The organism is Sphingobium sufflavum, assembly GCF_021403115.1.
Lineage (GTDB): Bacteria > Pseudomonadota > Alphaproteobacteria > Sphingomonadales > Sphingomonadaceae > Sphingobium > Sphingobium sufflavum.
In genome coordinates this window covers 215,228-227,226 of the sequence record NZ_JAJSSH010000002.1, presented here as the reverse complement: position 1 = coordinate 227,226, position 11,999 = coordinate 215,228, and the positions used below count along the sequence as shown (strand labels likewise).

The window sequence follows — 11,999 nt, the reverse complement described above, 5'->3', positions numbered from 1 at the left end:
CCCTTCGTCCTGAAGAATGACAGTTCCGCGTCAAGCGCGGGAGAAACGGTAAGGGGATGAGGACCGCAAAGCCCTCATCCCGATAGCTGTCACCAGCGCCGGATTACCAGCGATAGTGCGAGAAGGCGCGGTTCGCTTCCGCCATGCGGTGCGTGTCTTCGCGCTTCTTCACGGCATTGCCGCGATTGTTGGCCGCATCGAGCAGTTCACCCGACAGGCGGGCCGCCATGGTCGTCTCCGACCGCGCACGCGCGGCGGTGATGAGCCAGCGGATCGCCAGAGCCTGTGCACGCTCGGGACGAACCTCGACGGGAACCTGATAGGTCGCACCACCGACGCGGCGGCTGCGAACTTCGATGCCCGGCTTCACATTGTTCAGCGCGTCATGGAACAGACCGATGGGGTCCTTCTTGGCCTTGTTCTCGACAACTTCGAGAGCGCCATAGACAATGCCTTCAGCGACGGACTTCTTGCCGTCGAGCATGACACTGTTCATGAACTTGGACAGAACCTGATCGTGATACACGGGATCGGGCAGGATGATGCGCTTTTCTGGGCGACGACGACGTGACATAGTTTGTTCTCCCCAGCCTTACTTCGGACGCTTCGCGCCGTACTTCGAACGGCTCTGCTTGCGATCCTTGACGCCCTGTGTGTCGAGCACGCCGCGCAGGACGTGGTAACGGACACCGGGAAGATCTCGCACACGGCCGCCGCGAATCAGGACGACGCTATGCTCTTGCAGGTTGTGGCCTTCACCCGGAATATAGGTGATGACTTCACGGGCGTTGGTCAGACGGACCTTGGCCACCTTACGCAGAGCCGAGTTCGGCTTCTTCGGGGTCGTCGTATAGACGCGGGTGCAAACGCCACGCTTCTGCGGGTTTGCGTCCATCGCAGGGACCTTGGACTTGGCCTTCTGCGGCTCGCGGCCCTTGCGGACCAGCTGATTAATTGTTGGCATGAAGCCCTTCACCTTCTCAGTTACTTTACCGTCTGAAACCCATGCCGGCAGGAGCCAATCTCCAAACGGCAAAAGCCGGGCAGTTTCCCACAGGAAACTCCCAGGCCCACGAGCAACATAGGCAATGTTCAAGCTCTGCTTCGTCTCGCAAACACCGGAGTCGGGCCGCGAGGCAGGCGCGCCCTATAGCCGGGGGCCATCACAGGGTCAAGCGGGGCGGCGGCGATCATGGGGGATGACGACGTGGACGGCGTGGCGATGGCGTAGGACGCGCAAGGCAGAGGGCGTGCACCTCCTCCCCTGCCCCTGTCACACGATCAGAAGGGCCAGGGCAGGATCAGCGGCGTCGCCAGGATCAGGGCAAGGCCTGACATGACCCGGAACTTGCGGGTCGGCCACAGCCCTGCGAGCAGGCCGGTGTCGGGCGCCCAGACCAGAGGACAGGACAGCGCAGCGAGCATCAGCGCGCCGGTGCCGATCTGGAAGGCAAAGGGAATCCCGCCCTGTTCGCGCAGGGCAAGGCCCGCCAATCCAAAGATCAGCGTCAGGAGCCAGGCGATCAGGCGCATCGGGAATCGGAATCGGGCATCGACGCTGAGAACGGCAGCGGACGGCACGGGTTAAATACGGTGGGGGTTAATGCGGCGGGGTTCGAACGGGCGGAGGCTGAAATGACTGTCCCCGCATCGGGCGCTATTCCGGTCCCGTGCGTTCGCGCTGACTATAGTCGATGCGGATGCGGACCCATGCGCCCACCTGCGCCCGGCCGTCGATGCGGGGTGGGCGAACGAGAAACTGCCATGCCGCCTGCCGCACCGCGCGCGCAAAGCCCGACCCCGGCGGCGATTCGCCCAGCGACTGGCAATTCTCGACATGGAAATTCTCGACCGTCTTGCAGGCGACCAGCCCCCAGCCATTGGGTGGCCGCTCCGCCGGCAGGTAGCCGGCCAGTTCCATGTCGCTGGGCCGACGATACCATTCCGCCTCATAGAGTTGCACGCCGCCCGGCCCCTGCCCTGGTCCCGACGCCAGCGCGCTGTCCGACCCCGCTCCTGCCGACCCGGCGCTTTTGCCATGGGAGGGCAGGTTGGCGATATTGCTGGCTGCAAAGGCATCGCGGGTCATGGGGATGATCGACGGCGCGGCCACCTGCGGCGGGGGATCGGGCGTGACGACGGGCTTGACCGCAGGAGGTGCGGCGGCCTGTAGCGCGGCCTTCTTCTCCGGCTGCTTCGTCTTCGCCCCGGCGTCCTTTTTTGCCGGGTCCGGCGTGACGGAAAAGGTCATCAGGTCGCGCTCCTCCTGCTTCACGACCGGCTGCCCGCGACTGAGCAACAGGATCAGCAACAGCAGGAGATGGACGAGGATGGTCGCGATCAGGGCCACGCTGCTGCGCGTGAGCCGGGCGTAGTCGGGCACCCGATTCGCGAGGGAAAGGGCCAGTCTCGTCGGAAGAAGGGAGGGCATGCGGGCGCCTCTATACTGGTTCGCGATGAATGGCGCCTCTCAAAAATGATCCGGCGGCGATCGCGCGAATCGCCCTCCCCGCTTGCGCGCCGCGACGACCTCCGCCAATGCTCCGCCATGGCCATTTCCGACGACATCGCTCTCGCCCATGCCCTTGCCGATGCGGCGGGCGCGGCGATCCGCCCCTTCTTCCGCGCGCCTTACGAGATAGAGGACAAGGCGGACGCCTCCCCCGTGACGGAGGCCGACCGCGCCGCCGAACTGGCGATCCGCGCGCTGCTGGATGCGGAACGGCCCGCCGACGGCATCATCGGCGAAGAATTCGGCGCGACGCGGGGAGAGGCCAGCCGCCAGTGGGTGCTCGACCCCATTGACGGCACGCGCAGTTTCATCGCGGGCCGCCCGATCTTCGGCACGCTGATCGCGCTGATGCAGGACGGCTGGCCGATCCTGGGCATCATCGACCAGCCGATTTCCGGCGAACGCTGGATCGGCGCGATGGGCAAGCCGACCCTGCTGGGCACCCGGCTCACCCGCACCCGCCGCTGCCGCGATCTGGACCAGGCCATCCTCGCCTCCACCGGGCCGCAATATTTCGCAGGCTGCACGGGCGAGCATTTCGCCATTCTGGCGGGTCAGTGCAAAGATACGGTGTGGGGCGGCGACTGCTATAATTATGCGCTGCTGGCGTCCGGCCATATCGACATCGTGGTCGAGAGCGGCCTGAAACTGCACGACATCGCCGCACTGGTGCCGGTGGTGGAGGGCGCGGGCGGGCGCATGTGCGACTGGAACGGCGACCCCATCACCGACGCCAGCGACGGTCAGGTCATCGCCATCGGCGATCCCGCCCGGCTGGACGATGTGCTGGAGGCGCTGCACCATGGCGGCCATGACCATGGCTGAACGCCCCTCGTTCACGGTGCGATCAAACCCGCTCTAGCCGCCGGACCCACGACTTTTTCCAATTGCGGCGCAGCGAAACTTCAGCGCAAGGTGGCAAACGCACCGTTTACCGCATTCGCTGTTGCACCATCGCGACAATTTCCCCTGTGAAGCATTTCAGTGCGTAACCGCTCCGGCAGAGCAGCGGCTCGCAGCTCTGAAACAGGAAGTGGGTCCGCATTTGTTCGACTTTTCCCGATCGACATTCGATTCGTCCTTATTGTTCCTGGCCTTTGTCGGACTGATCGCCGCCTGGCTGATGGCCCGTACCTTCCGTGTGGACCCGTCCCAGCAGGGGCAGCCGCAGGACCGGCCCGCCATCGACGAGGCGGTCGAACTGGCCGGGGCGTCCACGACCGCCCTGCTCGCCGCCGGGCTGCTGTTCGGCGATGTGGTCAGCGTCCTCCCCATCTATGCGCTGTTCCTCGCGACGGCGGCCTTTGCCTGCTATTTCGTGCCCCGGCTCAGCATGCCGGGCACCATCTGGCTGACGGCGGAGACGCTGGGCATCGCGGTCGGCGCGCTGTGGACGCATCACTTCATCGCGGAGGCCGAATTTCCGCGCTGGATCGAACAACTCGCCAATCTCGGCCTGTTCGGGTCCATCGCGATGTTCACGGTCGGCCTGTCCTCCCGCGTCGCGCGCGAGGCTCTGCTGACCCATCATCTGTGGCGCCTGCCGACGGCCGCGCCCGCCCCCTTCTCCGCCGAGCAGCGGTTCAAGGTGTCGATCCAGCTCCCCTGTTATGCCGAGCCGCCGGAAGTGGTGAAGGAGACGATGAACCGCCTCGCCGCACTGCACTATGACAATTATGAAGTGTGCGTCATCGACAACAACACCCAGGACGAGGCGCTATGGCGTCCGCTGGAGGCGCATTGCGCGCTGCTGAACAAGCGCCTTGGCCGTGAGCATTTCCGCTTCTTCCATGTGGCTCCCCTGCCGGGCGCGAAGGCGGGGGCGCTCAACTATCTGCTCGACGGGCAGATGGCCGACGATGCGGACCTGATCGCGGTGATCGACGCGGATTACTATTCGCGCCCCGACTTCCTGTCCCGCCTCGTCGCCTTCTTCGACGATCCGGCGATCGGCTATGTCCAGACCCCGCACGACTATCGCGACTATGAGAACAGCGACTACTTAAGCGCCTGCTATTGGGAGTATATGCCCAATAACAAGATCGATATGCCGGGCGTCAGCGAATATGGCGGGGCCTTCACCATCGGGACGATGTGCATCCTGCGCACCGAGGCGCTACGCAAGGCGGGCGGCTGGGCCGAGTGGTGCCTGACCGAGGATTCGGAGGTCAGCGTCCGCCTGCGCGCGGTCGGCTATGAAGGCATTTACCTGGGCGAGACATTCGGTCGCGGCCTGATCCCCGACACGTTCGACGATTACAAGAAGCAGCGGTTCCGCTGGACCGCCGGGCCGGTGCAACAGTTGCGCCGCCACTGGCGGCTGTTCCTGCCCGCCCCGCTGGCCCCCGCGATGCCGGGCTGGACCAAGGTGCTGGAGGTGTTGCGCTGCATCTATCCGGTGCAGACACTGCTGGGACTGGCCAGCGCCTTTGCGGGCACATGCGCGCTGGGTTTTGCGCTGGCGACCGACAATTTCGAACCGATCGACATCCCCAATGTCTCCTGGCTGCTGATGATGGTGGGCGCGGTGACATGGTGGATCCGCACCAGCCTGCGCTATCAATTGTCGGGCAGCACGTCGGTCAAGGATGTGCTGCATGGCGAGATCGCCCGCATGTCGCTGACCTATGTCGTGCTGCTGGCGGGGGTGGCCGGGCTGTCGAAGCGGCCGCTGGCGTGGCGGCGGACGCCAAAGTTCGCGCTGGAGGCGGCCGATCCGTCGCCCTTCGCCTCCACCGTGCCGGAAACCGTGCTGGGCGGCGCGCATGTGCTGCTCACCATCGGCGCGCTGCTGCTGGCCCCTGCGCTGGGTTTCGAAATGGCGTTGCTGATCGCCTTCGGCTTTGCGACCATGGCGTTTCGCTTCTTCTGCGCGCCCTATATGGCGGCGATGGCGATCCGTCATGCGCGGCAGGAGATAGGGACGTCCGGCCCCGTGGCGGCCGATGTGACGGCGGTGCGTGAGGCGACCACCTGACCATCGGGCTTTCCGGCACCGGTACGCCGGAATCGCAAAGACGGGTGACGAGGAGCGGAAACAGGGACCGGTGACAGCGACCGGTGACAAGGGACCAGAATGAACCGCCGCCGACCGCTCCATTCAGCGGCTGTTCAATGCCCCCGCGCTATGTCATGACAATCATGATGAAAAAGCGTCTTGCGATCCTGGCGCTCGCCGCCACGCTGGCAGCGGACGGGATCTCCATCACCGCCTCGGCCCAGCCTTCGTCGGGACCGGCAGGATCGGGACCGGCCGCCCTGCCGCCCGGTCGCTTTCGCGGCGATCAGGATGCGGCACGCCGCGCCATGCTCAACGGCAATGTCATGCCTTTCTCGGTGCTCAAACGCCGGGTGGAGGCGCAGATGGGCGGCGATGCGGACTATCTGGGATCGGAATTCCTGCCCGACCGCAACCGCTATCGCCTGAAATATATGCGCGACCGCAACGTCGTGTGGGTTGATGTGGACGGCCGGACAGGCGACATAATCGGCTGGGCAGGCCGCTAATCAGATTATTATTGGGAGTAGGGACGCATGCGTCTGTTGATCGTCGAGGATGAACCCACCCTCGGACCGCAACTCAAGGCCACGCTGGAGGGGGCGGGCTATGCCGTGGACCTCGCTACCGATGGCGAGGACGGGCATTTCCTCGGCTCCTCGGAAAATTACGACGCAGTGGTCCTCGACCTCGGCCTGCCGGAGATCGACGGGCTGACCGTGCTCGACCGCTGGCGCAAGGAAGGCCGCGCCTTCCCCGTCCTCGTCCTCACCGCCCGCGACAGCTGGTCGGACAAGGTGGCGGGGCTGGACGCGGGCGCGGACGATTATCTCGCCAAACCCTTCCAGTCGGAGGAGCTGATCGCCCGGCTGCGCGCCCTGATCCGCCGCGCATCGGGCAATGCGTCGAGCGAGCTGATCGCGGGCGACGTACGCCTCGACACACGGTCGGGCCGGGTCACGCTGAAGGGCGAGCCGGTGAAGCTGACGGCGCAGGAATATAAACTGCTCTCCTACCTCCTCCACCACAAGGGCAAGGTGGTGAGCCGCACCGAGTTGATCGAGCATATTTACGATCAGGATTTCGACCGGGATTCCAACACGATCGAAGTGTTCGTCACGCGTATCCGCAAGAAGCTGGGGGCGGACGTCATCTCCACCATCCGCGGGCTTGGCTACAGCCTCGACGAACCGGCGCATTAATCACCCTGTCCGCAGATTCGATGTGCAGATGCAGGCCGCATGACCGACCTGATCCCCACCCCGCCGGTCCGCTCCACCGGCTCGCTGAGCCGGCGCATGATCGGCATCGCGGCGCTGTGGATCGGCATATTGCTGGTCGGCGGCGGCGTCGGGCTGGACCGTATATTGGTGAGCGCCGTCACGCGCAGTTTCGATGACGGCCTCAACTATGTGCTGACCGCGATGATCTCCTCCGCCGAGATCGGGCCGGAGGGAGAGGTGCTGTTCAACCGCCCGCTGGCGGACCAGCGGTTCCTCGAACCCGCCAGCGGCCTCTATTACCAGATCAGCGGCACGGGGCATGAGGACTGGCGGTCGCGGTCGCTGTGGGACCGGGCGCTGCGCGTTTCGCCGCCTGGCACCACCGATTTCAGCGCGCATGACAGCGCGGAATTCCCCGGAGAGGCGCTGCGCGTCATGCAGCAGGAGGTGATCCTGCCGGGCAGCAAGACGCGCTGGATCTTCATCGTGGCGCAGGCGCGCGGCGGCCTCGACGCGCAGATCAAGGCGCTGCGGACCACCCTGACGCAAAGCTTCGCCGCGCTGGGCATCGGCCTCGTCATCCTCGCCGCGCTCCAGGTGTTCTACGGCATCCGTCCACTGCGCAAGATCCGGCAGGAGATCGCCCGGATGCGCGACGGGGAGAAGGCGCGGATCACCGAACCCCTGCCCCGCGAAGTCAGTCCGCTGGTCGACGAACTCAACGGCCTGCTGGACCATGTCGAGCAGCAGGCGGAGGAAGCGCGTACCCATGCGGGCAACCTCGCCCATGCACTCAAGACGCCGCTGACCGTGGTGATGAATGCGGCGGGCGCCAACTCGCCGGACCTCGCCCCCACGGTGCTGCGCGAGACGGCAACGATGCGGCGGCAGATCGACCATCACCTCGCCCGCGCCCGCGCCGTCGGGCGGCGGGGCGCGGCGCAGGCGCGGGCGCAGGTCTGGCCCTCGCTCGAAGCGGTGGAGCGGGCCGTCTCCCGCCTCTATCCCGACACCCGCATCGACCGCGACGGCGATCAGGAGGCGGCGGTGCGCGTGGAGCGGCAGGATCTGGAGGAGATGCTGGGCAACCTGGTCGAGAACGCGGCCAAATATGGCGGTGGTAGCGTCTTCGTCACCGTGGCGCAGCGCGGGCACATGATCGACATATTGGTGGAGGATGACGGCACCGGTATCCCACCCGCCGAGCGGGAGCGCATCTTCGACCGGGGCGCGCGGCTGGACACGGGCAAGCCGGGCACGGGCCTCGGCCTCGCCATCGTGCGGGACGTGGCGGAAATCTATGGCGGCGATGTCGCTCTGGACGAGAGCGAGGATCTGGGCGGACTGATGGTGCGCCTCTGCCTGCCGAGGGCGTGAATTCCGTCCCCATAGATCGCCGGAGCGGCTTGCCTAAATCCTCCGCCCGGCCCACATCGGGCGAAAATCGGAGGAGCGACCATGAGCAGCGATGAATTGAGCAAGGTTCAGGCAGCGATCGACCATGTGCTGGAACTTGCCGCAGAGCTGGAGGTGTCCGGCACCGCTGTCACGGAAGGCAGCGCGGTCGCCCATGTGCGGGCGGTGCTGCATGCCTGGGTGGATACGGTGACGGCGGTGGCGCTCACCCCCGCCTTTGGCCGGTCGACCCTGATCCATGAAAATGGACAGCAGTCGTCTGTGCAATCCTCTGTGCTGGCCTATGCGCTCAGCACGCCGGTCGGACCGCGCACGGACTGATCCGCATAGGGGGGAGGGAGGCGAGGTTGCAACCCCGCTCCCCGTCCCATCGATCTATCCCCGCAGGACGCCGCCCAGCTTCTCCGCCGCCGTCACGACCTTGTCGGAAATGGCCTTCAGCTCCTCCTCGGCAAAGCTCTTTTCTCCCGGCTGGAGCGTGACCTCCACGGCGAGGCTTTTCTGCCCTTCCGGCACGCCCTGCCCGGCAAACATGTCGAACAGGCGGGCGGTGACGATGCTGCCCTTGTCCGCACCCCGGATCGCGCGGACCAGCGCATCCGCCTCCACCGTTTCCGGCACCAGGAAAGCGAAGTCGCGCGTCACCGCCTGAAGCGCGGGCGGCGCATAGGCCGGGCGCATGAAGCCGCTCTTGCGCTTCAGCGGGACGGCGTCGAGGTACAGCTCGCCCGCAACCACCGGCCCCGACAGGTCGAACGTCCGGGCCAGCGTGGGGTGCAGCACGCCATAGGCGGCCAGCACCGTCTTGGGACCAAGCCGCAGCGTGCCGGACTGGCCGGGATGATAGCTGGCGCCCGCATCCCCCATCATCTGGAGATTCTGGACCGGCGCACCGGCGGCGGCGAGGAGGGCCAGCACTTCCGCCTTGGCGTCGAAGGCCGAGAAGGGCGCTGCCTTGCCCTGTTGCCAATTGCGGGGCGACTTGTCCCCGGCCAGCACGAAGCCCAGCGTCAGCCGCTCCCGGCTCGTACCATCCTCGTTGCGGAAATAGCGGCGGCCGACCTCGAACAGGCGGATGGCGGTCGCGCCGCGCGCCGCGTTCCGCGCGGCGGCGGACAGCAGGCCGGGCAGCAGCGAGGGCCGCATGACCTTGAGGTCTTCGGAAATGGGGTTGGCCAGCGTCCAGTCCCCCCCGCCCACGGCGGCAGCTTCCTTTTCAGAGAGAAAGGACCAGTTCACTGCCTCGTTGAAACCGCGCGCGGCGGCGGCGCGGCGGACGCGGCGCTCCACAAGCTGTTCCGGCGTGGCGGTCGGGCGGGCGACGCCCGGTACGCGCGGCAGCGGCACGGAGGCCACATTGTCGATGCCATGGATGCGGATGACCTCCTCCACCAGATCGGCGGGGCCATCCACGTCGCGGCGCCAGCTCGGCACGGTCACGGTCCAGTCCGCGCCGACAATGAAGCCGAGCCGTTCGAGGATCCCCTGCTGATCGGCGGGGGCGAGGTCGATGCCGCCGAGACGCGCCGACAGGGCCGGGTCATAGGCGATGCTCTTTGCCGCCACGGGAGGCTCCCCCGCGCGGGTCATGGCGCTGGCGGTGCCGCCGCACAGGCGCAGCACATAGTCGGTTGCGATGTCGAGGCCATCGGCCAGGAACGCCGGGTCAACGCCCCGTTCGAACCGCTGCCGCGCGTCGGAGGTGAGGCCGAGCGCCTGCCCGGCGCGCGCGATGCTTTCCGGGGTGAAATAAGCACATTCGATCAGGACGCTGGTCGTCCCGGCCTGCGCGCCCGACCGCTCGCCGCCCATGATGCCGCCAATGTCATGCGCGCCATCGGCGTCCGCGATGACGGTCGCGCCTTCGGGCAGGGTGTAGGTCTTTCCATTCAGCGCCAGCACCTGCTCACCCGGCACGGCCCTGCGCGCCACGAGCGGACCGTTGAGCGTCGCCCGGTCATAGACATGGAGCGGACGGCCAAGGTCAAAAGTGATGTAGTTTGTGATGTCCACCAGCGCGGAAATTGGCTTCTGCCCGATGGCCTTGAGGCGGACCTGCATCCACTCCGGCGACGCGCCATTGGCGACACCCTCCACCGAGCGGGCGAAGAAAGCGGGGCAGCCGTCCGCATCGTCGGTCCGCACGTCGGGACCGGCGCCATTTTCCGCGATGGCGGGAATGGCGAGCGGCTTCAGCGTGCCGAGGCCCTTTGCCGCGAGATCGCGCGCGATACCGCGCACGCCCATGCAATCCTGCTTGTTGGGCGTGACCGACACGTCGATGATGGGGTCGTCCAGACCGGCATAATCGGCAAAGGCGGTGCCGACAGGTGCATCGGCGGGAAGCTCGATGATGCCGTCATGATCCTCACCCAGTTCCAGCTCGCGCGTGGAACACATCATGCCGTTGGATTCGACACCACGAATCGCCGCCTTCCGCAGCACCATGCCGTTGGACGGCACGACCGCGCCCTCGACACCGAACACACCGATCAGGCCCGCACGCGCGTTGGGCGCGCCGCACACCACCTGCAACGGCGGCGTGCCGTCACCCTGATCGACGGTCAGCACCTGCAACTTGTCCGCCTGCGGATGCGGGGCGGCGGTGAGAATTTTCGCGACGCGGAAACCGGTCAGCTTCTCGGCAGGGCTTTCAACGCCCTCGACCTCCAGTCCGACGTCGGTCAGCGCGCTCAGTATGTCGTCCAGCGATGCGCTGGTGTCGAGATGCTCACGGAGCCAGTTGAGGGTGAATTTCATGCGCCGACTCCTCCTGACAGCGTGGGCACGTCGAGCGCCGAAAATCCATAATGTTTGAGCCAGCGCAGGTCGCCGTCGAAGAAGGCGCGCAGGTCGTTCATGCCATATTTCAGCATGGCGAGACGATCGACGCCGATGCCAAAGGCAAAGCCCTGCCACTCCGCCGGGTCGAGGCCGCAATTGCGGATGACATTGGGGTGGACCATACCGGACCCACCCAATTCCATCCAGCCGTCGGTGCCGCCCATCACCCGCTGGCCATTGACGAGGCTGTAGCTGGCGTCGAACTCCATCGACGGTTCAGTGAAGGGGAAGAAGCTGGGGCGCAGGCGGATGGTCACATCGTCGCGCTCGAAGAACGCCTTGAGAAAGGTTTCGAGCGTCCATTTGAGGTGGCCGAGGTGGATGTCGCGGTCGATCACCAGCCCCTCTATCTGGTGGAACATCGGCGTGTGGGTCGCATCGCTGTCCGAACGATAGACGCGGCCGGGCGCGACAAGGCGGATCGGCGGCTTGTGCTTGAGCATCTCGCGAATCTGCACCGGCGACGTGTGGGTGCGGAGCAGCATGGAGCGGCCCTCGGCATCCTTGTCCGGGAAATAGAAGGTATCGTGCATCGCGCGCGCCGGATGCGTCTCCGGGATGTTGAGCGCGGTAAAATTATGCCAGTCGTCCTCAATCTCCGGCCCGGTGGCGACGGTGAAGCCGAGGTCGGCGAAGATTTCGGCCAGTTCGTCCATCACCTGGCTGACCGGATGGATCGACCCTTGCGGCGCTTCGGCGGCGGGCAGCGTCATGTCCACCCGCTCCGACGCGAGGCGCGCGTCGAGGGCGGCGGTTTCCAGCGCGGCCTTGCGGGTCGCGATCGCGTCCGTCACGGCTTCACGCAGGGACTGGATCGGCGGACCTTTTTCCAGCCTCTCGTCGGGGGACATGCCGCCCAGCGTCTTGAGCAGCGCCGTCACCACGCCCTGCTTGCCGAGCGCGCCGACGCGCAGCGCCTCCACCGCGTCGAGGCTGTCCGCCGATTCGATGTCGGCGACGAGGCCGGACTTCAGTGCTTCCACTTCACTCATGCGATACTCTTCTG

Annotated in this window: 12 protein-coding genes; 6 read left to right on the top strand and 6 right to left on the bottom strand. The window is 66.2% G+C overall.

The annotated features are described in order from the left end of the window. Nucleotides 1–103: 103 nt before the first annotated feature. From rpsG to LWE61_RS04265, 4 genes are all read right to left on the bottom strand, one after another. The gene (gene rpsG, locus LWE61_RS04280; RefSeq protein WP_234148796.1) at nt 104–574 is read right to left on the bottom strand and encodes a 30S ribosomal protein S7; all 471 of its coding nucleotides are present in this window, start codon (nt 572–574) and stop codon (nt 104–106) included. An 18-nt stretch (nt 575–592) separates the two neighbouring features. Beyond that, on the bottom strand, nt 593–964 hold the full coding sequence (rpsL, locus tag LWE61_RS04275) for a 30S ribosomal protein S12 (RefSeq protein WP_234149063.1): 372 nt from the start codon (nt 962–964) through the stop codon (nt 593–595). Nucleotides 965–1,281: 317 nt separating this feature from the next. Then, nucleotides 1,282–1,533, bottom strand: a complete 252-nt coding sequence (locus LWE61_RS04270) for a hypothetical protein (protein ID WP_234148795.1) — start codon at nt 1,531–1,533, stop codon at nt 1,282–1,284. Nucleotides 1,534–1,657: 124 nt separating this feature from the next. Beyond that, nucleotides 1,658–2,431, bottom strand: coding sequence for a hypothetical protein (locus LWE61_RS04265; protein WP_234148794.1), 774 nt, complete (start codon nt 2,429–2,431; stop codon nt 1,658–1,660). Between the two features lie 117 nt (nt 2,432–2,548). Between LWE61_RS04265 and hisN the strand changes: the two genes are divergently transcribed. The 6 genes from hisN to LWE61_RS04235 all read left to right on the top strand — a co-directional run bounded on the left by hisN (nt 2,549) and on the right by LWE61_RS04235 (nt 8,470). After that, nucleotides 2,549–3,337 carry a histidinol-phosphatase gene (gene hisN / locus LWE61_RS04260; RefSeq protein WP_234148793.1) on the top strand — a complete coding sequence of 263 codons (789 nt, stop codon included), beginning with the start codon at nt 2,549–2,551 and terminating at the stop codon, nt 3,335–3,337. A gap of 220 nt (nt 3,338–3,557) precedes the next feature. Further along, on the top strand, nt 3,558–5,489 hold the full coding sequence (locus LWE61_RS04255; RefSeq protein ID WP_234148792.1) for a glycosyltransferase family 2 protein: 1,932 nt from the start codon (nt 3,558–3,560) through the stop codon (nt 5,487–5,489). A 164-nt stretch (nt 5,490–5,653) separates the two neighbouring features. Beyond that, the gene (locus LWE61_RS04250; protein ID WP_407696188.1) at nt 5,654–6,019 is read left to right on the top strand and encodes a hypothetical protein; all 366 of its coding nucleotides are present in this window, start codon (nt 5,654–5,656) and stop codon (nt 6,017–6,019) included. A 27-nt stretch (nt 6,020–6,046) separates the two neighbouring features. After that, nucleotides 6,047–6,712: a response regulator transcription factor gene (locus LWE61_RS04245; RefSeq protein WP_234148790.1), complete on the top strand. Its 666-nt coding sequence runs from the start codon at nt 6,047–6,049 to the stop codon at nt 6,710–6,712. Nucleotides 6,713–6,808: 96 nt separating this feature from the next. After that, nucleotides 6,809–8,110 carry a sensor histidine kinase gene (locus LWE61_RS04240; RefSeq protein ID WP_326490607.1) on the top strand — a complete coding sequence of 434 codons (1,302 nt, stop codon included), beginning with the start codon at nt 6,809–6,811 and terminating at the stop codon, nt 8,108–8,110. An 81-nt stretch (nt 8,111–8,191) separates the two neighbouring features. Further along, nucleotides 8,192–8,470: a hypothetical protein gene (locus tag LWE61_RS04235; RefSeq protein ID WP_234148788.1), complete on the top strand. Its 279-nt coding sequence runs from the start codon at nt 8,192–8,194 to the stop codon at nt 8,468–8,470. A gap of 54 nt (nt 8,471–8,524) precedes the next feature. On the opposite strand, the gene pheT is transcribed toward LWE61_RS04235, so the two are convergent. Both pheT and pheS read right to left on the bottom strand, forming a co-directional pair. Beyond that, entirely contained in the window at nt 8,525–10,909 is a 2,385-nt protein-coding gene (gene pheT / locus LWE61_RS04230) for a phenylalanine--tRNA ligase subunit beta (protein WP_234148787.1), read from the bottom strand. Beyond that, nucleotides 10,906–11,985: a phenylalanine--tRNA ligase subunit alpha gene (gene pheS, locus LWE61_RS04225; protein WP_234148786.1), complete on the bottom strand. Its 1,080-nt coding sequence runs from the start codon at nt 11,983–11,985 to the stop codon at nt 10,906–10,908. The genes pheT and pheS overlap by 4 nt, the downstream gene beginning before the upstream one ends. Nucleotides 11,986–11,999: the final 14 nt, after the last annotated feature.

Coding starts and splice junctions, on each gene's coding strand:
- LWE61_RS04270 (WP_234148795.1), bottom strand. CDS start 1,533: ATGCGCCTGATCGCCTGGCTCCTGACGCTGATCTTTGGATTGGCGGGC.
- LWE61_RS04265 (WP_234148794.1), bottom strand. CDS start 2,431: ATGCCCTCCCTTCTTCCGACGAGACTGGCCCTTTCCCTCGCGAATCGG.
- rpsL (WP_234149063.1), bottom strand. CDS start 964: ATGCCAACAATTAATCAGCTGGTCCGCAAGGGCCGCGAGCCGCAGAAG.
- pheS (WP_234148786.1), bottom strand. CDS start 11,985: ATGAGTGAAGTGGAAGCACTGAAGTCCGGCCTCGTCGCCGACATCGAA.
- rpsG (WP_234148796.1), bottom strand. CDS start 574: ATGTCACGTCGTCGTCGCCCAGAAAAGCGCATCATCCTGCCCGATCCC.
- LWE61_RS04240 (WP_326490607.1), top strand. CDS start 6,809: ATGATCGGCATCGCGGCGCTGTGGATCGGCATATTGCTGGTCGGCGGC.
- hisN (WP_234148793.1), top strand. CDS start 2,549: ATGGCCATTTCCGACGACATCGCTCTCGCCCATGCCCTTGCCGATGCG.
- LWE61_RS04250 (WP_407696188.1), top strand. CDS start 5,654: ATGATGAAAAAGCGTCTTGCGATCCTGGCGCTCGCCGCCACGCTGGCA.
- LWE61_RS04245 (WP_234148790.1), top strand. CDS start 6,047: ATGCGTCTGTTGATCGTCGAGGATGAACCCACCCTCGGACCGCAACTC.
- pheT (WP_234148787.1), bottom strand. CDS start 10,909: ATGAAATTCACCCTCAACTGGCTCCGTGAGCATCTCGACACCAGCGCA.
- LWE61_RS04235 (WP_234148788.1), top strand. CDS start 8,192: ATGAGCAGCGATGAATTGAGCAAGGTTCAGGCAGCGATCGACCATGTG.